Genomic DNA, 21,193 nt, shown 5'->3' with positions numbered 1-21,193 from the left:
CGAGGTTCCGAAATCTCGGAACCTCGGATGGCGCGGTAGGGAGGGTCCCAGGCGGTCCCCATCGGCCAGCGGCGCATGCGGAGCGTCGCACGACACGCCGACGCCCGGGGCGTCGAGGTTCCAGAACATGCCGCGGGTTCGGCGCCGAGGTTCCACGGAATGCCGCTCAGCGCCCCGAGTCTCCAAGATTTCGGAACCTCGGGCGCGGGCCGCAGCAGCCGCAGCCGCCGCCGGGCCCGGCCGCGCGTGTGCGTTCGTGTTCGGGTACTACTGCAGCGCGCCGGGCGTGGTGTACGGTTCCGGGCAAGCGCTTTCCACCACGCGGAGAGCAGGCCACAGCGAGCAAGGGAGCACGCGTTGACCACCACGCGCACCATCGGCATCATCATGAACGGCGTCACCGGACGCATGGGCTACCGCCAGCACCTCGTCCGGTCGATCCTGGCCATCCGCGAGGACGGCGGACTCCGGCTGCCGGACGGCTCCCGCGTGCAGCTCGAACCGATCCTGGTCGGCCGCAACGCCGCGAAGCTCGAGGAGATCGCCACCCGCCACGGCCTCGAGCACTGGACGACCGACCTCGACGCCGCCCTCGCGGACCCGCGCTGGGACGTCTTCGCCGACTTCGCCGTCACGAGCGCCCGCGCCGACGCCCTGCGCAAGGCGATCGCCGCCGGCAAGGCGGTCTACACCGAGAAGCCGACAGCCGAGACCTCCTCGGAAGCGCTCGAACTCGCCCGACTGGCCGCCGAGGCCGGGGTGCCGAACGGCGTCGTGCACGACAAGCTCTACCTGCCCGGCCTCCGGAAGCTCCGCCGCCTCATCGACTCCGGGTTCTTCGGGAAGGTCCTCAGCGTCCGCGGCGAGTTCGGCTACTGGGTGTTCGAGGGGGACTGGCAGACCGCACAGCGCCCGAGCTGGAACTACCGGCAGCAGGACGGCGGCGGCATCGTCGTCGACATGTTCCCGCACTGGAACTACGTGCTCGAGCAGCTGTTCGGCCGCGTCGAGTCCGTGTACGCCCGCGCCGTCACCCACATCGAGCAGCGCACCGACGAGCAGGGCCACGAGTACCCGGCGACCGCGGACGACGCCGCCTACGGGGTCTTCGACCTGGCCGGCGGCATCACGGCGCAGATCAACTCGAGCTGGGCGGTCCGGGTCGACCGTGACGAGCTCGTCGAGTTCCAGGTCGACGGCACCGACGGCAGCGCCGTCGCGGGACTGTTCGGCTGCCGCATCCAGCCCCGGACGGCGACGCCGAAGCCGGTGTGGAACCCCGACCTGAAGGACGACCGCGACTACAGGGCGCAGTGGCTCGAGGTCCCCGACAACGAGGTGTTCGGCAACGGGTTCCGCGCCCAGTGGGAGGACTTCCTGCAGGACCTGGTCGCCGGCCGCCCGCACCCCTACGACCTGCTCTCCGGTGCCCGCGGCGTGGCGCTGGCGGAGGCCGGCCTGCGGTCCAGCGCCGAGGGTCGACGCGTGGACCTGCCGGAGCTGCACCTGCCCACGGGGGCCGAGCAGCGCCTCCAGGTCGAGACACCGGAGGTCGCCCAGCACACCGAAACGGTCGGCGCACGCGCATGACCGACCTCACCCTCCTCGCCGCCGACGGCACGACCAGCCGGGCGACCCTGAACTCGCCGACGGTCACGGCCGCCGCCAAGCCGACCGCGCCCCTGAGCGAGCGCCTCGTCTACGCGGCCGCCCACGTCGTCCCGCGCGCCGCCGCCGACAACACCCCCGGCGCCCCGGCCGACCTCGACTGGGACGCCACCCTCGCGTTCCGCCACCACCTGTGGTCGTGGGGACTCGGCGTCGCCGACGCGATGGACACCGCGCAGCGGAACATGGGCCTCGACCCGACCGCGACGCGCGAGCTCATCACCCGCAGCGCCCGCGAGGCGCACTCCGTCGGCGGCCGCATCGTCGTCGGCGTGAACACCGACGACCTGCCGGACGACGGGGACGACCTGCCCACCGAGCAGCAGGTCGTCGACGCCTACGTCGCCCAGCTCCACCACGCCGAGGACGCCGGCGCCGGCGTCGTGCTCATGGCGAGCCGCCACCTGGCCCGACTCGCGCAGCGCGCAGACAGCGACAGCGACAGCAGCAACGCCGCCGCCAGCACCTACCGCCGCGTCTACGGCCGGGTCATCGAGCGGGCGAGCGCCCCCGTCGTCCTGCACTGGCTGGGGGAGGCCTTCGACCCCGCCCTCGCCGGCTACTTCGGCGGGCAGCAAGGCCCCGACACCGTGCTCGACATCATGCGCGACGCCGGGCCGAAGGTCTCCGGCATCAAGATGAGCCTGCTGAACGCCCGTGCCGAGGTCGCCCTCCGCTCCCAGCTCCCCGCGACCGCCCGGATGTTCACCGGCGACGACTTCCACTACGTGGACCTGATCGCCGGAGACCGGGCCGGAGACCGGGCCGGAGACCGGGCCGGAGACCGAGCCGGAGCACGGGGCCGAGCCCACTCCGACGCCCTCCTCGGCGCCTTCGCCGCCATCGCCCCCATCGCCTCCGCAGCCGTCCAGGCCCTGCCCGACGAGACCGCCTACCGCACCCTCCTCGCCCCCACCGAGGCGCTCTCCCGCCACGTCTTCAGCGCCCCGACCTGGCACTACAAGACCGGCATCGCGTTCCTCGCCTGGCTGAACGGCCACCAGCCTGCCTTCCAGATGGTCGGCGGCCAGCACGCCGGCCGCTCCCTGCCGCACCTGTCCGAGACCATCCGGCTCGCGAACGCCTGCGGCGCCCTCGAACACCCGGACCTCGCCGCCTCGCGCTGGCACGCGCTGCTCGCGGTGGCCGGCGTGGGGACACGGTCGACCGGGAGGCCCGGATCACCCGACGTCGACCGCACCGTCGCCGAGGTGGTCGCGTGACGACCGCGGCGGACGCCGTCACGCCGGTCCGGTCCGCCGGCGCTGCGCCGCATCCGCGGCTGTCGGTCAACCAGGCGACGATCAAGTACGCGCCGCTCCGGCAGGCGCTCGACACCGTGGCGGAGGCCGGCGTCGGTGCGATCGGCACCTGGCGGGAGCCCGTGGCCGAGGTCGGTCTCGCCGAGGCCGTCCGGATGGTCGCGGATTCCGGGCTCCGGGTGTCGTCGCACTGCCGCGGAGGCTTCTTCACCCTCCCGCCAGGCACCGCGCGGCAGCGGGCGCTCGACGACAACCGCCGCGCGATCGACGAGACCGCCGCCCTCGCCGCGGCCGGAGCACCCGGTTCGGCGCCCGTGCTCGTGCTCGTCGCCGGGGGGCTGCCCGGGGGGTCGCGCGACCTGGTCGACGCCCGGGGTCGGGTGGCCGACGCGCTCGCCGACCTCGTGCCGCACGCCCTCGACGCGGGGGTCCAGCTCGCCGTCGAGCCGCTGCACCCGATGTACGCCGCCGACCGTGCCGTGGTGTCCACGCTCGCGCAGGCGATCGACCTGGCCGCGCCGTTCCCGGCCGCTGCCGTGGGGGTCGTGGTCGACACGTTCCACGTGTGGTGGGACCCGGCGCTCGCGGCGTCGATCGCCCGCGCCGGGGCTGCCGGGCGGATCGCGTCGTACCAGGTGTGCGACTGGACCACCCCGATCGCGGCGGACCCGCTGCTGTCCCGGGGCTACCCGGGGGACGGCCACGTCGACTTCGGGCCGGTGACGGACGCGGTGGTCGCTGCCGGGTACACCGGTGACGTCGAGGTCGAGCTCTTCAACCAGGCGATCTGGGACACCCCGCCCGCCCAGGTGGTGGCGCGCGTCGTGCAGGCGTTCGACGCCGCGGTCCCGCTCCCGCGCTGACCGTCCCGCGCTGCAGCCGTCGTCAGCGCGCGCGGCGGACCAGCACCACACTGTCGAGCACCTCGTGCGGGTCGCCGTCGGGAGTCGTCGCGGTGCGCGGCTGGAGTTCGGCGGCGACGACGTCCCACGAGCCGTCGAGCTGCAGGGCCGCCAGGTCCTCGTCGGGCGTCGGGAACCGGTACTCCCGCATCTCGGCCGGCAGGTCGTCGTGCGGTGGGGCGGCGTGCGCGGTGACGAGCAGGTGCCCGCCGACCGCGACGAACCCGGTCGCCCGGCGCAGGATCTCCGCGCGCGGGATCTCCACCGGCCACGACTGCAGGAACGACGCCGTCACCAGGTCGAAGCGCGCAGCCGTCTCCCACGTCGCGAGGTCGGCAGCGACGAACGCGGTCCGTTCCTCGACCCCGGCCGACACGGACGCCCGCGAACCGCGCTCGATCGCCGTCACCGACAGGTCGACCCCGAGTGCGTGCCAACCCTGCTCGGCGAGCCAGACGACGTCGCCGCCTTCGCCGCAGCCGAGGTCGAGGGCGCGGCGCGCACCGCCGCCCGGCGCCGTCGGCAGCGCCCCGGCGACGTCGGCCAGCACCGCGTTCACCCGGCCCGACCAGATCCCGTCGCGCTCGGCGTACCGCTGCTCCCACCAGTCGCGGGCCGAGCCGACGCCATCGGTGGTGGTCTCGTGTGCATGCATCCACCCACTCCAGCGCACCCGCCGGGCCCGACCCAAGCCCTGTTGCCGCCCCGGCAACGTCGCACGGTGCGAGGCGGACCCGCACCGCGCCTCCCGGCCGCCCGATCGTGAGCAGAAGATGTCGGGTCGCCGTCACGGACCCGACCATTTCTGCTCACGAAGCGCACGCGCCCCGCTACTCGGCGGGAGGGATGGGCTCCGCGTTCTCGATGCGGGCGCTCGCCGTGGCCATGTGCTCGTCCATCGCCCGCTGCACGGCGGGCACGTCGCCGGCCCGGAGCGCCTCGTAGATCGCACGGTGTTCGTCGTAGGCCGCCTCGGTGGCCTGGCGGGTCTGCACACGGCGGCCGACCCACACGCTGAGCATCGACCGCAGGCTCTGCAGCAGGTCGCCGAGCACGTCGTTCCCCGCGGCCCGGGCGAGCAGGACGTGGAAGCGCACGTCGGCGTCGATGAAGGCCTCGGGGTCGTCGAGCGTGGCCTCTTGCCGGACGAGGTACTCGCCGAGCTCCGCGACCTGCTCGGGCGTGGCGCGCTGCGCGGCGAGGATCGCGACCGTGCGCTCGAGCGACGACCGGACCTCGAGCAGCTCGCGGGTGCGGTTCGACGCGAGCATGAGGCCCCACGACAGCGTCGTCGGCAGCAGGTCCGAGGTGCCGCCCTGCAGGTACGTGCCCGAGCCGGGCCGGATCTGCACGATGCCCAGGATCTCGAGGGCCGCCAGGGCCTCGCGCACGGCGGAGCGTCCGACCCCGAGCCGTTCGGCCAGGATCCGCTCGGACGGCAGTCGCGAACCGGGGGCCAGCTCGCCCGCGGTGAGCAGGGACACGAGCTGTCGGGCGACCTCGGAGGCGGGCGACCCCGCGGGCACGGACTCGAGTTCGAGTCGGATGTTGAGGGGGTCGTCCGGGCTGAACGCGGGCATGCAGTGAGCGTACCGTTCGGTCAACCGGTTGGGCTTCGAGGCACTCGGGATGGTTTGGTCAACCGGTTGACAAGTCGGATTCGAATCCGCACACTGGACCAGGCGCACCGATGCGCCCGCTCCGTCCGGGCGCAGCAGCACGGGTCGGAGTCGTACCACCCCCACCGAGCAGGAGTCATCGTGGACATCCCCGCCACGCGAGGCATCCCCACCTCGGTCGTCGAGAAGACGGCCATCCGCAAGATCGCGATCCGCATCGTGCCGTTCGTGGCACTGATGTTCTTCATCAACTTCCTCGACCGCACCGCGATCTCCTTCGCGGCCCCGAACGGCATGGAGGCGGACCTCGGTCTGACCGCCGCCCAGTTCGGGTTCGCCTCCGGCGTGTTCTTCATCGGCTACCTCGTGCTCGAGGTGCCCTCCAACCTGGCGCTGCACAAGTTCGGCGCGCGGATCTGGCTCGCGCGCATCATGATCACGTGGGGCATCGTCTCGCTGCTCTTCACGTGGGTGCAGAACTACCCGCAGCTCGTCGGGCTGCGCTTCCTGCTCGGCATCGCCGAGGCCGGCTTCTTCCCCGGCGCGATCCTGTTCCTGTCGACGTGGGTGCCCGCCCGGCACCGCGGCAAGATGCTCGCGCTGTTCTACCTGGCCCAGCCCCTGACGAGCGTCATCGGCTCCCCGCTCGCCGGCTGGCTGATGACCCACGAGGGCATGCTCGGCGGCCTGGCCGGCTGGCGCTTCATGTTCCTGTGCGTCTCGATCCCGGCGATCATCGTCGGCGTCCTGTGCCTCTTCGTGCTCAAGGACAAGCCGTCGCAGGCGAAGTGGCTCGACGAGGACGAGAAGGTCTGGCTCGAGGGTGCCCTCGCCGCCGAGAACAAGGCCAAGGGCGGGGGAGACGGGCACGCCAAGGGCGGTCTCCGTGCAGCCTTCGGTTCCGGCCGCGTCTGGATGCTCGCCGCGGTCTACTTCGGCTTCATCTACGGCCTCTACGCACTGAGCTTCTTCCTGCCGACCATCATCGACGGCTTCCAGGAGCAGTTCGGCACCACGTTCGACCTGTTCCAGAAGGGCATGATCACGGCGATCCCGTACGTCCCCGCCGCGGTCGTCCTGTACTTCTGGTCGCGTGACGCCTTCCGCCGTGGCGTCCGGGTCTGGCACATCGCCGTCCCCGCGCTCGTCGGCGGCCTGAGCATCCCGGTCGCGCTCTACATGAACAGCCCGGCCGCCACGATCGCCGTCATCGCGGTCACCGCCTGCGCGATCTTCGCGGCGCTGCCGAACTTCTGGACCGTGCCGACGCAGTTCCTGACCGGTGCCGCCGCTGCCGCGGGAGTCGCCCTCATCAACACGATCGGCAACCTCGGCGGGTTCGCCGCCCCGTACATCACGGGCGTCGTCAGCGGGTGGACCGGCGGGTACCAGGTCCCGATGTTCATCGTCGGCTTCTTCATGGTGCTGTCGAGCGTGCTGATGTTCGTGCTCGGTCGGAACACCAAGCGGAACGGACGACGGGACGCCGACGCTGCGGCGCAGGCCACGAAGAACACGACCACGACCCAGGAGAGCCACGCATGACCCGCCTGTTCAACGACCCGGCCGACTTCGCCGACGAGATGGTCGACGGCTTCGTGGCCGCGAACCAGGCCCGGGTCCGCAAGGTCCACGGCGGCGTCGCCCGCTCGACCACCAGCTCCGAGGGGACCGTCGCGCTCGTCGTCGGCGGTGGCTCCGGCCACTACCCGGCGTTCGGCGGACTCGTCGGGCACGGCCTGGCAGCCGGTGCGGCGATGGGGAACCTCTTCGCCAGCCCGAGCGCCCAGCAGGTCACGGCGGTGGCGAAGGCGTCCGAGCACGGCGGCGGCGTGCTGCTGAGCTACGGCAACTACGCCGGCGACGTGCTCAACTTCGACGCCGCGGCGCGGGCACTGGCCGACAGCGGGATCGACGTCCGCACGGTGCGGGTGACCGACGACGTCGCCTCCGCCCCGAGCGCCGAAGCCCACAAGCGTCGCGGCATCGCCGGTGACCTCTGCGTCTTCAAGATCGCCGGTGCCGCAGCGGAACGCGGGGACGACCTCGACACGGTCACCGCGATCGCGACCCGCGCCAACGACCGCACCCGCAGCTTCGGCGTCGCCTTCTCCGGCTGCTCGCTCCCCGGCGCGGACGAACCACTCTTCACCGTCCCCGAGGGTCGGATGGCCATCGGCATGGGCATCCACGGCGAACGCGGCATCGCCGAAGCCGACGTCCCCACCGCGTCCGGACTGGCCGACCTGCTCGTCGACAAGCTGCTCACCGAGCTGCCATCCGGTGTCGTCGTCGACGGGGCACGCGTCGTCCCGATCCTCAACGGCCTGGGCAGCGTCAAGTACGAGGAGCTCTTCGTCGTCTTCGGCGCCGTGCAACGCAAGCTGACGGCGGCCGGCGCCGTCGTCGTCGAGCCCGAGGTCGGCGAACTCGTCACGAGCTTCGACATGGCCGGCGTCTCGCTGACGCTCTTCTGGCTCGACGACGAACTCGAGCAGCTCTGGGCCGCCCCAGCCGACAGCCCCGCCTACCGCAAGGGCGGTGCCGTCCCGCAACAGCCGGTCGCACCCGAGGCCCTCGCCGCGGACGAGCAGGCACCGGTCACGCCGGGCACCGAGGCGTCGCAGGCGTCCGCCGCCCGGGTCGCCGAGGCGATCACGGCCATCCGCACCACCATCGACGACCACGCCGACGAGCTCGGTCGGATCGACGCCATCGCCGGCGACGGCGACCACGGCATCGGCATGCAGCGCGGCTCCACCGCCGCGGACCGCGCCGCTTCGGACGCGGTGACGCGCGGCGCCGGCGCCGGGAGCGTCCTGGCGATCGCCGGAGACGCCTGGTCGGACAAGGCCGGTGGCACGTCCGGCGCGATCTGGGGAGCCGCCCTGGAGGCACTGGGTCGCGTGCTCGGGGACGACGAGCGTCCGACAGCCGCCACGGTCCAGAGCGCGGTGCACGCCGCCACCGAGGCGGTCCTCGCGTTCGGCGCCGTCCCCGGCGACAAGACCATGGTCGACGCGATCGTCCCGTTCGACCAGGTCCTCACCGACCGCGTCGCGGCCGGCGACGACCTGGTCCGTGCCTGGTCGGCCGCGTCCGCCGCGGCGACTGCGGCCGCCGACGCGACCGCTGACCTGCTGCCGAAGATGGGCCGCGCCCGCACCCACGGCGAGGACGCGGTCGGCACCCCCGACGCCGGCGCGATCTCGTTCGCCCTGATCACCGCCGCGGTCCTCGCGACGCTGGCCGAGAAGTAAGGAAGCCCCCCATGACCGAGCAGCAGTTCCGCATCGTCGTCGGCTCGGACGACGCCGGGTTCGACTACAAGGAGATCATCAAGGCCGACCTCGCGAAGGACCCGCGCGTGGTCAGCGTCACCGACGTGGGCGTCGACGCGGACGGGCACACCGCGTACCCGCACGTGGCGGTCGACGCAGCACGACTCGTGGCGAACGGTGAGGCCGACCGCGCGATCCTGATCTGCGGCACCGGACTCGGTGTGGCGATCGCGGCGAACAAGGTCCCCGGCATCCGGGCCGTCACCGCGCACGACTCGTTCAGCGTCGAGCGTTCGGTCCTGTCGAACGACGCCCAGGTCCTCTGCATGGGCCAGCGGGTCGTCGGCGTCGAGGTCGCACGCCGGATGGCTCGCGAGTGGTTGGGCTACGAGTTCGACCGCTCCAGCGCCAGCGCGTCGAAGGTCGCTGCGATCTGCGAGTACGACGGCAGCGCCCCGGTCGGGACCGACGCCTGATGCCGGCGACCACGGCGGCGGCCCCGATCACGATCGGGGTGTCGCTCAAGATGTACTTCGGGCACGCCCGGACGCTCGAGTGGGCGGCCGCCGTGGCCGACATCGCCCGGACCCACCCGGCGGTGCAGTCCGGCGCCGTCGAACTCTTCGTCATCCCGACGTTCCCCTCGCTCGTGCCGGTGCACGCCGTGCTCGAGCGCACCCCGGTGCTCCTCGGCGCGCAGGACCTGGCGTGGGCCGACGAGGGCGCCTTCACCGGTGAGGTGTCCGGCCGCGAACTCCGCGAGGTCGGGGTCGACCTGGTCGAGATCGCGCACGCCGAGCGTCGCTCCCTGTTCCACGAGTCCGACCAGGACATCGCCGGCAAGGTGCACGCCGCCTTCCGCAACGGCCTGCGTCCCCTCATCTGCATCGGTGAGACCGACCGTGCGGCCGACGCCGACCCGTCCGCTGCCGTCGCCGAGGTCACCGCGCAGCTCGACCGCTTCGTCGCCACTGCGGTCGCCGACGGGCTCGCCGGGCCGGTCATCGCCGCCTACGAGCCGGTCTGGGCCATCGGCGCACCGGAGCCCGCTCCCGACGAGCACATCGTCGCGGTGCTCGCGGGCATCGAGCAGCACCTGGCGAACCGGCCGGAGCTCGCCGGTTCGGTCGTCATCTACGGCGGCAGCGCCGGGCCGGGCCTGCTCACCCGGGGACGGGGCGGCATCGGTGGCCTGTTCCTCGGCCGCTTCGCCCACGACCCCGAGGCGATCCGCACCATCCTCGACGAAGCCGAGGCGCTGGCCGCGACGCAGGACGGAGCACCGGCGTGACCTCCCTGCTCGGCCTCTCCACCTACGCCTACTTCTGGCGCATGTCCGACCGTGTGCTGGCACCGCTCTCCCTCGACGATGCCCTGCGCGATGCCGCGGCCCACGACGGCGTCGACCTGTTCCAGATCTGCGACCACCTGCCGCTCGACACCGCGTCCGACGACCGGCTGCGCGCGATCCGGACGCTGGCCGACGACCTCGGGCTCACGCTCGAGGTCGGCACCCGCGGCACCGATCCGGCGCACCTCGCTCGGTACCTGCACATCGCGCAGGTGCTCGGCGCGACGCTCGTCCGGTCGATGTGGACGAGCGGCGACGACCAGCCGGACGCCACCGAGACCGAACGCCGTCTGCGCCAAGCGCTCCCCGCCTACGAGGCGGCCGGGGTGACGCTCGCCCTCGAGACCTACGAGTTGGTGGCCACCGCCGACCTCGTCGCGGTCGTCCAGGCGATCGGCTCCGACCACCTCGGCATCTGCCTGGACCCGGCGAACACCGTCGCACGGCTCGAACACCCCGCCGACGTCGTCGCGATGACCGCCCCGCGCGTCGTCAACTGGCACGTCAAGGACTCCGGGTTCACCCGGTCGCCGGGGTGGGTCGGGTTCCAGTACACCGGCGTCCCGATGGGCACCGGGGTCGTCGACCACGACGGCATCCGCGCCGCGATCGACCCCGACGCCCGGGGGATCAACCGCGTCATCGAGTTCTGGCTGCCCTGGCAGGACGAGCACGCGGGCGCCGACCCACGACCGGGCGAGACGCCCGCGCAGACCACCACCCGCATCGAGGCGGCGTGGACCGAACACACCATCGAGCACATCAGGAGCAAGGAATCATGACCGACACCGTCACCACCCCCCACACCGTCGCTGCCGGATCCGGTACGGCCGACGTCACCGTCGCCGTGATCGGTGCCGGCGGCAAGATGGGCACCCGCGTCTCGAACAACTTCGCGAAGAGCGAGTACACGACGCTCTACAGCGAGGCCTCGCCCGCCGGGCAGGAGCGCATCCAGGCCCTCGGCCGGTCACTCACCGACAGCGTCGAGGCTGCCAAGGTCGCCGACGTGGTCATCCTCGCCGTGCCGGACGTCCTGCTCGGCACCATCTCGGAGCAGCTCGTCCCGGTCATGAAGGCCGGCGCCAGCATCCTGACGCTCGACCCGGCCGCCGCCTACGCCGGACTGCTCGCCAAGCGCGAGAACATCCACTACGCCGTGGCGCACCCGTGCCACCCGTCGGTGTTCCTCGAGCGCACCACCAAGGCCGAGTGGGACGACACCTTCGGGGGCATCGCCGCCCCGCAGGAGGTCATCGCGGCCTTCGACGCGTCGGAGTCCCTCGGTGACCAGGACGAGCGCGCCAAGGCGATCGCCGAGGCCGTCATCACCACCATGTACGCGCCCGTCATCCAGGTGCACTGGGTCACCGTGAAGCAGCTCGCCGTGCTCGAGCCGACCCTGGTCGAGACCATCGCCTGCATGATCGGCGACTTCCTCAACGACGCCCTCGAGGAGACCGTCACCGGTGTCGGCGTGCCCCGCGAGGCCGCCCGCGCCATGCTCTACGGCCACACCTGGATCGCGCTGACCAACGGCCTGCGCGGCTCGAACCCGTTCTCGGACGCCTGCCACATCGCCATGGGCTACGGCCGCGAGAAGCTCATCAAGGAGGACTGGAAGCAGGTCTTCGACGACAGCGAGCTCGACAGCGTCATCGCCAAGATGCTCAAGATCGACGCCGTCCGTCGCTGACGTTCGTCTGATCCGCCAGAGCGACAGATTCCCGCCGACCATCGGCGGGAATCTGTCGCTTTCGCGGTACTCACCACGCGCTACCCCGGCAGCCGCCCGCCGCGGGGTCCCCAGGCCTCGGCGAGGGTGATCGAGGCGACCCCCGGCACCGTCAGCGCCTCCACCGACGCCGCGAACCACGCCCGCGCCGCCGCCGAGTGCTGCGCCGGGTCCGTCGCGTCCGCCACGAGCTGCGGCCCGTACCCGGCCTCGATCGTCGCGTCGGTCACGACGGGGCGCGCGGACGTCGCCACCGCGTTGAACCGTGGCCGCAGCGTCACCGGTCCGACGTGGAGCGCCCTGCCGGCGGCCAGCCTGGAGGCGCTCATCACCACCCAGCGCTGCATCCGGATCGACTCGGTCACCTGTTCGGGCGACCGGTCGTGCATCTGCGGCGTCACGCTGAAGGTCAGGGGCCCGTCCCAGTCGCGGAACAGGTCGACGGTCCGGTTCAGCTCCGTGAAGTGCGCGCGGGTGCCCGCCACGACCTCGAGGTCGCCGGCAGTAGCCGCGGCGTCGCGCAGGGCCTGCTGCAGCGCCGGGGTCGTCACGTGTGAGTTCGGGTCGAACGCGCCGATCCGCACGACCGCGCCGGAGTCGAGCACGTCGTCGATCGCGGCACGCAGCACGTCCGGGTCGTCGGTGACGAACCGGACGTCGAGCGGCCCGCCACCCGCATCGCGTCGCGCCGAGGCCAGCACGGCCCCGACGTTCGGATCGCCAAGCACGGGTTCAACCAGCACGACGGGCTCCACCAGGACGGGCACGCCGAGCGGGCGCGCGTCGGCAGGGCGCGCAGCCGCCGGGGCCGACGCAGCGAGCAGCTGGAGCGTCGGCGGCGGGGCGACCACGGCGGTGGGAGCTGGCCCGTCCAGGAACGCGAGGTCCGGGGCGGGGGAGGCCGTGCCTCCCGGTCGATCGTCCGTCGTCGCGCGCAGCGTGAGCGACTGGCGGACCACGGAACCCGCGTCGAGCGCGACGGGGAACGGCTCGGACAGCGGCGTCGAGTAGGTCTTGAACGAGGCATCGGTCCAGTTGCGCTGGTCCTCCGTCTCGAACACGTCGCCGGCCAGGTCGAGCGTCAGCGCGACCCGACCCGTCGACCAGTCCAGCCCCGACAGGTCGGCGGCCGGCTGGTGCGGCGCGATCCAGGTCGGGAACACGGCCTCGGTGACGGTGCCGGACGGGTGCCGCGCGGTGACGGGCACGCCGGCGAGGGTCGGCGGGTGGAGCACGACCAGGCCGATGCGGTTGCGGCGGAACGGCGTCGTGGTGGTGCCGACCGCGTCCACGTGCAGGGTGGGGCCGTCGACGGAGACCTCGAGGACGTACCGGAGCACCTCGGTGTCGTCGTAGCGGGCGCTGGTCTCGATGCGGAGGCGCCCGCTCGTGCTGTCGGCGTCCGTGTCGGTCGTCCGAGCGAGCACGGTGTCGTCGGCGGTGCGCCAGTCGTGGTCCCGCGTCACGAAGCGGATCGCCCGCAGCACCGGTTCGCCGTCGTACACCAGGTCGGCGAGCTCGGCACCGCGCAGCGTGAACCGCCACGCACCGATCGACACCACAGTGCCCATCGACGTCACAGCGCCCATCGACGTCACAGTCATGGCTCATGACTACCACCGGTCAACCGGTTGGGCAATGATGGGTCCGTGGAGCGACGACGCTCCCAGGACGGAGCTCCCGCATGACCGCACGACTCGACCACTCGACCGCACTCGTCACGGGGGCGGGCTCCGGCATCGGCCGTGCGATCGCGGACCGGTTCGTCGCCGAGGGAGCGCGCGTCGTCTACGCCGATCGGGACGCGACGGCGGCGGGCACCGCAGCAGCGGCAGCCGGCGCGCTCGCGCTGCCGCTCACCATGGACATCGCCGACGAGACCAGCGTCGCGGCCGGGTTCGCCGCCCTCGCGGAGCGCGACCTGACGCCGAACGTGGTGGTCGCGAACGCCGGCGTGCAACTGTTCGGCCAGGACGCTGCGGTCGCGGACGTGTCGCTCGACACCTGGAACCGCACCGTCGCGGTGAACCTGACGGGCACGTTCCTGACCGTGAAGCACGCCGTCCGGGCGATGCTCGCGGCCGGCGGCGGCGGGTCGATCATCGCGACGGGCTCACCCACCGGGCTGAACGGCGAGGGTGCGGACTTCGCCGCCTACTCGTCGACCAAGGGCGGCATCCACGCGCTCGTCCGTGCGACCGCGATGGCCTACGCGCGGGACGGCATCCGGGTGAACACCGTCGTGCCGGGCTACACCGAGACCGGCCTCGTCTCGGCGATCTCCGGCGACCCCGGAGCGCGGGCCGCGATCGTCGCCCGCACGCCCCTCGGTCGCCCGGGGGCCCCCGACGACGTCACCGGCATCATGGTCTACCTCGCCAGCGCGGAGTCGTCCTACGCGACGGGCGCCGAGTTCCGCGTCGACGGCGGCATGACGAGCCTCTGACCGCCTGCGGCGCGCGGCGGGGCCTCTCCGCGAAAGCGACAGCGTGCCGCCAACGGTTCGCGGCACACTGTCGCTTTCGCGAATGTGACGGCGCGCGGCCGACGAGATCTGTCGCCTTCGCAGCACGCATCACCACCCCGACCGGGAGGCCCGGCGCAGCCCCGTCAGGCCGGCGTGGGGGAGCCCGATCGTCGCGCTCTCCGGCCATTGGCCATGGAACGCAGGCCCCCGTCCGGGGGTACGGCCTCCGGGTACTTTCGGCTGCAGCGAACCACTCGCTATTCAGGGAGAAACCACGATGACGAACTACGAATCCGCCGACGGGGTGGAGCCCGTCCAGGTCACCACCTACCGTCTCGTCCGCAAGGCCGCCCGACGTGGTTGGGCCGTGCCCACCGACGAGGCCGAACCGTCCCTCGCCGACCTCGTGAGCACCCGCGGCTCCGCGCGCCCCGAGGCCCGCTGACCCCGCCGCCGACGCCGCACGGGGGGCAGCAGTATCGTCGGCCCATGCCCCCTTCGACCCGAGCGGTCACCCGTGGCGTCGAGGTCGGGACCCGAGGCTCCGACACCGGCGTCCCCGTACTGGTCCTGCACGGCAGCCCGGGCGGGATCGACGTCGCCGAGTTGATGGGGGCGTTCCTGCCGTCCGAGGACTTCCGCGTGGTCACGGTTTCGCGACCGGGCTACCTCGGCACCCGGCTCGACGCCGACCACTCCACGATCGACGACGAGGCCGACCAGCTCGCCGGGGTCCTCGACGACCTCGGCATCGACCGGGTCGGTGTGCTGGCCTGGTCCGGTGGCGCCCCGGCCGCGTACCGACTGGCGGTCCGCCACCCGCATCGGACCAGGGCGCTCGCCGTCGCCTCCGGGGTGTCCGGTCGCTGGGTCCCCGGGTCGGCGGGACCGGCCGAACGACTCGTGACCGACACGGTGTTCGGCGCCGGTCTGGCGTCGGCCGCTGCGCGCATCGCCCCGGCTGCCGCGGCACGCGCTGCGGTGGCCGGCGTGAGCACCCTGCGTGGTGGGGCCCTGCGGGAACACGTCGCCGGCGTCCTGGCCGACCCGGTGCGGCGGGCGTTCCTGCTCGGCCTCGCCCGGACCGGCAACGCGTCCGGGCCCCGACGCGCCGGCTGGGACAACGACGTGCGCCAGCTCGCGGCCGTCGAGTCGCTCGACCTCAGTGCCGTCCGGGCCCCGACGCTCCTGGTGCACGGCGACGCCGACACCGAGGTCCGGCCGGACGACAGCACCCGCGCCGCCGCAGTGATCCCCGGCGCCGAGCTCGTCACGATGCCGGGTGGCACGCACTTCGCACTCTGGGACCACCGCGACGCCGCCGCCGTACAAGCACAGGTGCGCGCACACCTGCAGCGACCCTGACCACCGGCTCGTCCGCTTGCTCACGATCCGGTATCGACGAGGTCTCGATCGCGACACGACGCCCCGTGCGTGACCACGGCGCTGCCACGATAACGGGCATGACTTCCCTCCGACTCGCACTGCCCCTGGTCGTCGGCGCACTGCTCGCATCCGTCGCCCTGTCGTCGTGCTCGGCCGACGCCTCGTCGGCACCGGCGCCGACCTCGTCGAGCGCTCGGTCAGCGGACGCAACGGTGGACGCGCCGGCGGCGTCCCCCACGGTGGACCCGATGGAGGAGGACCGGAGCGCCGCGGCCGTCTGCGGGCAGATCAGCGCGCTGTCGACGATCGCCCTGAACGCCTCGGACGGTCGTTCTCGCGGTGCCCTGACCGATGCGCAGTACGAGGCGCTCATCGCGGCGGAGCGCTTCGGGTACGAGCACCTGTCGAGCAGCGACGAGCGGCTCGACGACGCCATCGACTACGGACTCGAGTACCTGGACGCCCACCCCGCACCCGCGTCGGGGCCGGCGCTTCAGGACAGCCCCGAGTGGGAGCTCGTCGGGCGCACCCTGAACACCGCGTGCCAGCAGGCCGGTTCGAACGTGGTGGCGACCGCTCAGTCCGGCGGCTGATCGCGACTCGTCCGGCGGCCGGAGCGCACCGGGGCACCAGCGCCACCGAAGGCGCTAGGCCCGCTCGAGCGCCGCGACCGCGGCGACCAGCGCGTCCAGCGCCCGGTCCAGCTCCGGCACCGTCACCGCCCCGTACCCCAGCACGACCCCGGCCGGCGTGCTGCCCGGAGCCATCCCGTACTCCTCGAGCGTCGAGACGAGCACGCCGGCACCGGCCATCCGCGCCGCGACCTCATGCCCGGTCGCCGGACCCGACCACACGACCACGGCGTGCAGTCCGCCGGTCAGGGCACGGGCCTCCAGTCCGGCGACGCCGTCGAGCCGAGCCGCGATCCGGGCGCGACGGTGCGTGTAGTCGCGCCGGACCCGGCCGAGGTGCCGGCGGAGCGCACCGGTCCGGAGCAGGTGCGCGAGCGCGACCTGCACGGGCTCGGCGACGACCGCGCCGCGGGCACGACGGGCAGCGAGCACCGCGTCGGCGACCCCGGCCACGGATCCGGCCCCGACCGGCACACCTGCCGCCCCGGGCAGCACGACGTAGGAGCACCGCAGCCGCGGGTCGAGCGTCTTCGAGAACCCGCCGACGTGCAGCACCACCCCGTCGGCGTCGAGCGCCGCGAGTGCGGGCACGGGGCTGCCGCGGTGCCGGAACTCGGAGTCGTAGTCGTCCTCGACCACGAGCGTGCCCGTCGCCGCAGCCCAGGCGAGCAGCCGCTGCCGTCGCGCCACCGGCATCACCGAGCCGAGCGGGTACTGGTGCGTCGGCGTGACGAGCACGACGTCGACCGGCGGTGCGGCGGTCAGGGCGTCGAGGTCCATCCCGTCGTCGTCCAACGGGATGCCGACGACGGTACCGCCCGCGCTGAGCACCGCACGCTGACCGGTCCGGTACCCCGGGTCCTCGACCGCGAACACGGGGGCGCGACCGAGGTGCACGCGGAGCGCCTCGGTGACGAGCGACAGCGCCTCGGAGGTCCCCGCGGTCAGCAGCACCCGGTCGACCGACGGCGCGAATCCGCGACTCAGGCCGAGCTGCGCGACCACCTGCGCTCGGAGGTCCACCGTGCCGAGGGGGTCCGCGACCGCGTTCCGCAGTGGGGCGTCGGCCGCCGCCCGCCAGGCTGCGCGCCAGTCCCGCTGCGCGATCGCGGTGACGGCGGGGACCCCGGGGCGGCAGTCGATGGTCCGGGCGGCGGCTGACGCTGACGCTGACGCCGCAGCTGACGCCGCCGCCGGCGCACGCGGGTCCGTCGCCGGCAGCAAGTTCCCGATTCCCACGCCCCCGCTGAACGCCCCGGCCGACGCGACGACCCGCGCCACCGCACCGTGCCGCGTCCGGATCCAGCCCTCGCCGTCGAGCTGGTCGTACGCGGCGACGACCGTTCCGCGTGCGACGCCGAGCTCGGCGGCCAACGCCCGGGTCGAGGGCAGCGGATCGCCCTCGCGCAGCGCGCCGTCGTGGACCATCCGCCGGATGCGCGCGACGACCCCTGCGGTCTTGCCGGACTGGTCCACCACGATCACCTCGATCTGGTCCACGCACTGGACCACTGTCGAACCTAGCGTGGCCCGCATGAGCACCCCGAACGCCACCGACGGCCCCGACCTGCGCGTCCGGCGCATCCGCGAGCGCCAGTCCGACGACCCCGCCGTCCTGCGGGCGATCCTCGCCGAGGCCCACCTCGCCCACGTCGGGTTCGTCCGCGGCGGCCACCCGATCGTGCTGCCCTTCCTGTGCGGCGTCGGGGACCTCGGCGACGGCCCGGTCCTGCTGCTGCACGGCTCGACCGGCGGCGGCCTCTTCCTCGGAGCAGGGGCCACCGGCCTGCAGGTCGCAGCGACGGTCACGCACCTGGACGGGCTCGTGTTCGCCCGTTCGACCTTCGACAGCTCGGCGAACTACCGCAGTGCGATGATCGCGGGAGCCGCGACGGTGGTGCCGCCCGAACTCCGCACCGAGGCGCTCTGGCAGGTCTCTGACCACCTCATGCCCGGCCGCCGCGACGAGGTCCGCGAGATGACCCCGAAGGAGGTCCGCGCCACCCAGGTCCTGCAGCTGCCCCTCGACCGCGCGAGCGTGAAGGTCCGGTTCCAGGGCAACGGCGAGGCCGCGGACGACGGCGAGGACCACGCGGTCTGGGCCGGCGTGCTGCCGCTCGCGGTCCGCGCCGGCGTCCCGGTACCGGGGGACATCTCGGGGGACGCCCCGGTGGACGCCCCGGTGGACGCGTCCGTCGTGGCGCTGGCGGCTCGCCTCGACCGCCTGTCGTCCGACCGGGAGGCCCGGATCGCCGCCGTCATGCGGGTCGCGTCCGTCTGAGGCCGGGTCTTCAGGCCCCTGGGCGCGGATCCGCCGCATCTGAGCGACCTGCGAGGACCGCCCGTTCCTGTGACGAGCCGCAGGAACACTCCGGGACTGCCCAGCCTCGATCCGCCCCGTGACCAATACGTTACTTTCCGGATCGCCCAGCGGTCCCGACCCGGAAGGACCCATGGGACGCCACGCCCTGCCTGCAGCAGCCGAAGACCGACAGCCCTCGCGAGTGACCCCGCACACCGCGGTGGAACCCGCTCCGGCGTCTCCGCAGCCGCAGCTGTCCCGTCCCCGTGGTCGTCGCTCGGCCCTCGGTCCCGCTGCTGCCCGGGCCACGTTCGTGGAGCACCCGAAGCCGACCCGCACCGTCCGGATGCAGCCGCGTCCGCTCCCAGTCGCCTCGAGCGCCGGTGCGGCCGTGCTGAGCCGGAAGGCCGTCCTGCGTGCCGAGCGGGCCGTCGACCCGCGGCACATCCGCCGCACCGCGAACGCCAAGCGTGCTGCGATCCTGCTCGCACCGGCGATCGCCGTGACCTCGAGCCTGACCCTGGCCGTGCCGGCGAACGCGGCGACCCCGGCCGAGACGCAGCAGGGCACGACGACCTCGCAGGCCGCGCAGACCTTCACCGTGGCGCACGACGTCAAGGTCCCCGTCGTCACCACCGACGGCATGACCACCACGACCACGGTCGTCTCGTACCCGACGCTCGACCTGCGCTTCGGGGTGACGACGGCCCAGGCGCAGTCGGCCCTGTCGGCGGCGCTGTCCGCCGGCGGCGACCGCGCCACCATCGTCGAGACCGCCCTGCAGTACATGGGGGACCCGTACGTCGAGGGCGGCGCGAGCCACGAGGGCATCGACTGCTCCGGCCTGACGATGGTCGCGTACGCCGCGGTCGGCATCCCGCTCGTGCACTACGTCCCGACGCAGGACGCCGCGGCGACGACGATCCCCGAGTCCGAGGCGCTGCCCGGCGACATGGTCGTGTACGACGACGAGGACCACGTCGGGCTGTACCTCGGCCAGGGACTCGTGCTGCAGGCACCGCACCCGGGCGAGGTCGTCGACATCGTGCCGATGTACTCGGCCGCGCACCACTTCGCGCGCCTGCTGCCCGCCGGCAGCTGACCCGACGCAGGCGGGGCCGTGGATGGTGACCATCCCGGCCACCGGAGGGTCCGGCACCGTCGTGTCACGGGCCTCCCGTATCCTGGCCTGATGGCTTCCGACACCCGTACCCCGTTCGAACAGCAGCAGTCTGCTCGTCCGCAGGTGCGCCCGCGCACCGAGGGCTGGAAGCAGGCGACCGACACCGACGGCCGTCCGCTGCTGCAGTTCGCGTCGCCGAAGCGCGGCAAGCCGCCCGTGCACCTGGCCGACCTGACGGCCGAGGAGCGCGAGGCCCGCGTCAAGGAACTCGGGCTGCCGGGCTTCCGCGCGAAGCAGCTCGCGACCCACTACTTCACGCACTACACGTCCGACCCGGACAAGATGACCGACCTGCCGGCCGCCCAGCGCGAGCAGCTCGTCGCCGGGATGCTGCCGCCCCTGCTGACCGAGACCCGGCGGCTGGCGACGGACAACGGCGACACGATCAAGTTCCTGTGGAAGCTGCACGACGGCGCCCTGGTCGAGTCGGTGCTCATGCGGTACCCCGGTCGCATCACGCTCTGCGTCTCGTCGCAGGCCGGCTGCGGCATGAACTGCCCGTTCTGCGCCACCGGCCAGGCGGGGTTGACCCGCAACATGTCGACCGCCGAGATCATCGAGCAGATCGTCCGGGCCAACGCGGCCATCGCCGCGGGCGAGCTCGGGGGCGATCCCCGCAAGGGCGGCAAGGACCGCGTCGACGCCGAACGCGTGACGAACATCGTGTTCATGGGCATGGGGGAGCCGCTCGCCAACTACAAGCGGGTGATGGACGCCGTGCGGTTGATGGTCGCGCCGCAGCCGAACGGCCTCGGCATGAGCGCCCGTGGTATCACGATCTCGACCGTCGGGCTGGTGCCCGCGATCCTCAAGCTGGCGGACGAGAACATCCCGGTGACCTTCGCACTGTCGCTGCACGCCCCGGACGACGAACTCCGCGACGAGCTCATCCCCGTGAACTCGCGCTGGAAGGCCGACGAGGCGATCGACGCCGCGCACAACTACTACGTCAAGACGGGCCGCCGTGTCTCGATCGAGTACGCGCTCATCAAGGACATGAACGACCACGCCTGGCGCGCCGACCTGCTCGCCGAGAAGCTCAACAAGCGCGGCAAGGGCTGGGTGCACGTCAACCCGATCCCACTCAACCCGACACCGGGCTCCGTGTGGACCTCGTCCGAGGTGCACGTGCAGGACGAGTTCGTCCGCCGGCTCAACGCCGCGGGCATCCCGACGACCCTGCGCGACACCCGCGGCAAGGAGATCGACGGGGCCTGCGGGCAGCTCGCTGCAGCGGAGTAGCCCCGCCGCCGACGGGGACTCCCGGGCCGACACGCCCGGGAGGAACCACGGTTGGCGAGGCCCCCGGGGCCTGTGTAGTGTTACCTCTCGTTGCCACGGCGGCGGAGAACGGAACGGCTGAGACGGTCACTGGGTTTACCCGGGGATCTTGTCCGCCACGGTT

At 72.9% G+C, this 21,193-nt stretch carries 20 protein-coding genes; 16 read left to right on the top strand and 4 right to left on the bottom strand.

Translation table 11 applies throughout. The annotated features are described in order from the left end of the window. Nucleotides 1-387 precede the first annotated feature (387 nt). The 3 genes from HQQ88_RS18710 to HQQ88_RS18700 are packed head-to-tail and all read left to right on the top strand — an operon-like array spanning nucleotide 388 to nucleotide 3,793. Nucleotides 388-1,590 (top strand): Gfo/Idh/MocA family protein, encoded by a 1,203-nt coding sequence (locus HQQ88_RS18710; protein WP_254067264.1) that lies wholly within the window; start codon nucleotides 388-390, stop codon nucleotides 1,588-1,590. Continuing rightward, nucleotides 1,587-2,891, top strand: coding sequence for a DUF993 family protein (locus tag HQQ88_RS18705; protein WP_173170916.1), 1,305 nt, complete (start codon nucleotides 1,587-1,589; stop codon nucleotides 2,889-2,891). The genes HQQ88_RS18710 and HQQ88_RS18705 overlap by 4 nt, the downstream gene beginning before the upstream one ends. Further along, nucleotides 2,888-3,793 carry a sugar phosphate isomerase/epimerase family protein gene (locus HQQ88_RS18700; protein ID WP_367917055.1) on the top strand — a complete coding sequence of 302 codons (906 nt, stop codon included), beginning with the start codon at nucleotides 2,888-2,890 and terminating at the stop codon, nucleotides 3,791-3,793. Before HQQ88_RS18705 ends, HQQ88_RS18700 begins: the two co-directional genes overlap by 4 nt. A gap of 22 nt (nucleotides 3,794-3,815) precedes the next feature. Here HQQ88_RS18700 and HQQ88_RS18695 read toward each other — a convergent pair whose 3' ends face one another. Further along, nucleotides 3,816-4,487, bottom strand: coding sequence for a class I SAM-dependent methyltransferase (locus HQQ88_RS18695; RefSeq protein ID WP_173170914.1), 672 nt, complete (start codon nucleotides 4,485-4,487; stop codon nucleotides 3,816-3,818). Between the two features lie 175 nt (nucleotides 4,488-4,662). Then, the gene (locus HQQ88_RS18690; RefSeq protein ID WP_111086527.1) at nucleotides 4,663-5,412 is read right to left on the bottom strand and encodes a FadR/GntR family transcriptional regulator; all 750 of its coding nucleotides are present in this window, start codon (nucleotides 5,410-5,412) and stop codon (nucleotides 4,663-4,665) included. A gap of 180 nt (nucleotides 5,413-5,592) precedes the next feature. Between HQQ88_RS18690 and HQQ88_RS18685 the strand changes: the two genes are divergently transcribed. The 6 genes from HQQ88_RS18685 to HQQ88_RS18660 are packed head-to-tail and all read left to right on the top strand — an operon-like array spanning nucleotide 5,593 to nucleotide 11,779. Beyond that, the gene (locus tag HQQ88_RS18685) at nucleotides 5,593-6,996 is read left to right on the top strand and encodes an MFS transporter (protein ID WP_173170912.1); all 1,404 of its coding nucleotides are present in this window, start codon (nucleotides 5,593-5,595) and stop codon (nucleotides 6,994-6,996) included. After that, nucleotides 6,993-8,711 (top strand): dihydroxyacetone kinase family protein, encoded by a 1,719-nt coding sequence (locus tag HQQ88_RS18680; protein WP_173170910.1) that lies wholly within the window; start codon nucleotides 6,993-6,995, stop codon nucleotides 8,709-8,711. Before HQQ88_RS18685 ends, HQQ88_RS18680 begins: the two co-directional genes overlap by 4 nt. A gap of 11 nt (nucleotides 8,712-8,722) precedes the next feature. Further along, nucleotides 8,723-9,208 carry a ribose-5-phosphate isomerase gene (locus HQQ88_RS18675; protein ID WP_173170908.1) on the top strand — a complete coding sequence of 162 codons (486 nt, stop codon included), beginning with the start codon at nucleotides 8,723-8,725 and terminating at the stop codon, nucleotides 9,206-9,208. Next, nucleotides 9,208-10,023, top strand: a complete 816-nt coding sequence (locus tag HQQ88_RS18670; RefSeq protein WP_173170906.1) for a triose-phosphate isomerase family protein — start codon at nucleotides 9,208-9,210, stop codon at nucleotides 10,021-10,023. The genes HQQ88_RS18675 and HQQ88_RS18670 overlap by 1 nt, the downstream gene beginning before the upstream one ends. Beyond that, entirely contained in the window at nucleotides 10,020-10,865 is an 846-nt protein-coding gene (locus HQQ88_RS18665) for a sugar phosphate isomerase/epimerase family protein (RefSeq protein ID WP_367917054.1), read from the top strand. Before HQQ88_RS18670 ends, HQQ88_RS18665 begins: the two co-directional genes overlap by 4 nt. After that, nucleotides 10,862-11,779: a phosphogluconate dehydrogenase C-terminal domain-containing protein gene (locus HQQ88_RS18660; protein WP_173170904.1), complete on the top strand. Its 918-nt coding sequence runs from the start codon at nucleotides 10,862-10,864 to the stop codon at nucleotides 11,777-11,779. Before HQQ88_RS18665 ends, HQQ88_RS18660 begins: the two co-directional genes overlap by 4 nt. A gap of 80 nt (nucleotides 11,780-11,859) precedes the next feature. Here HQQ88_RS18660 and HQQ88_RS18655 read toward each other — a convergent pair whose 3' ends face one another. Next, the gene (locus HQQ88_RS18655; RefSeq protein ID WP_173170902.1) at nucleotides 11,860-13,422 is read right to left on the bottom strand and encodes a hypothetical protein; all 1,563 of its coding nucleotides are present in this window, start codon (nucleotides 13,420-13,422) and stop codon (nucleotides 11,860-11,862) included. Between the two features lie 80 nt (nucleotides 13,423-13,502). On the opposite strand from HQQ88_RS18655, the gene HQQ88_RS18650 reads away from it, so the two are divergent. The 4 genes from HQQ88_RS18650 to HQQ88_RS18635 all read left to right on the top strand — a co-directional run bounded on the left by HQQ88_RS18650 (nucleotide 13,503) and on the right by HQQ88_RS18635 (nucleotide 16,264). After that, on the top strand, nucleotides 13,503-14,264 hold the full coding sequence (locus tag HQQ88_RS18650; RefSeq protein ID WP_173170900.1) for an SDR family NAD(P)-dependent oxidoreductase: 762 nt from the start codon (nucleotides 13,503-13,505) through the stop codon (nucleotides 14,262-14,264). Between the two features lie 298 nt (nucleotides 14,265-14,562). Further along, complete coding sequence (locus HQQ88_RS18645; protein ID WP_159572230.1) at nucleotides 14,563-14,730, top strand: hypothetical protein; 168 nt, start codon at nucleotides 14,563-14,565, stop codon at nucleotides 14,728-14,730. A gap of 44 nt (nucleotides 14,731-14,774) precedes the next feature. Beyond that, a complete protein-coding gene (locus HQQ88_RS18640; protein WP_173170898.1) occupies nucleotides 14,775-15,650 on the top strand; it encodes an alpha/beta fold hydrolase in 876 nt (291 codons plus the stop codon). A 98-nt stretch (nucleotides 15,651-15,748) separates the two neighbouring features. Then, complete coding sequence (locus tag HQQ88_RS18635) at nucleotides 15,749-16,264, top strand: hypothetical protein (RefSeq protein WP_173170896.1); 516 nt, start codon at nucleotides 15,749-15,751, stop codon at nucleotides 16,262-16,264. Nucleotides 16,265-16,318: 54 nt separating this feature from the next. Here the strand turns inward: HQQ88_RS18635 and HQQ88_RS18630 are convergent, their stop codons facing one another. Beyond that, nucleotides 16,319-17,803 carry a PLP-dependent aminotransferase family protein gene (locus HQQ88_RS18630; RefSeq protein WP_173170894.1) on the bottom strand — a complete coding sequence of 495 codons (1,485 nt, stop codon included), beginning with the start codon at nucleotides 17,801-17,803 and terminating at the stop codon, nucleotides 16,319-16,321. 34 nt (nucleotides 17,804-17,837) lie between these two features. Here HQQ88_RS18630 and HQQ88_RS18625 point away from each other — a divergent pair, with 34 nt between their 5' ends. The 3 genes from HQQ88_RS18625 (at nucleotide 17,838) to rlmN (ending at nucleotide 21,030) form a co-directional block, all read left to right on the top strand. Further along, entirely contained in the window at nucleotides 17,838-18,584 is a 747-nt protein-coding gene (locus HQQ88_RS18625) for a pyridoxamine 5'-phosphate oxidase family protein (protein WP_173170892.1), read from the top strand. A 223-nt stretch (nucleotides 18,585-18,807) separates the two neighbouring features. Next, nucleotides 18,808-19,707: a C40 family peptidase gene (locus HQQ88_RS20295; protein ID WP_173170890.1), complete on the top strand. Its 900-nt coding sequence runs from the start codon at nucleotides 18,808-18,810 to the stop codon at nucleotides 19,705-19,707. Nucleotides 19,708-19,797: 90 nt separating this feature from the next. After that, entirely contained in the window at nucleotides 19,798-21,030 is a 1,233-nt protein-coding gene (rlmN, locus tag HQQ88_RS18615; protein WP_111086542.1) for a 23S rRNA (adenine(2503)-C(2))-methyltransferase RlmN, read from the top strand. Nucleotides 21,031-21,193: the final 163 nt, after the last annotated feature.

It is taken from the genome of Curtobacterium sp. VKM Ac-2861, from assembly GCF_013204965.1.
Taxonomy (GTDB): domain Bacteria; phylum Actinomycetota; class Actinomycetes; order Actinomycetales; family Microbacteriaceae; genus Curtobacterium.
The sequence above is the reverse complement of the archived record's forward strand: the minus strand, read 5'-3'. Positions and strand labels throughout refer to the sequence as shown.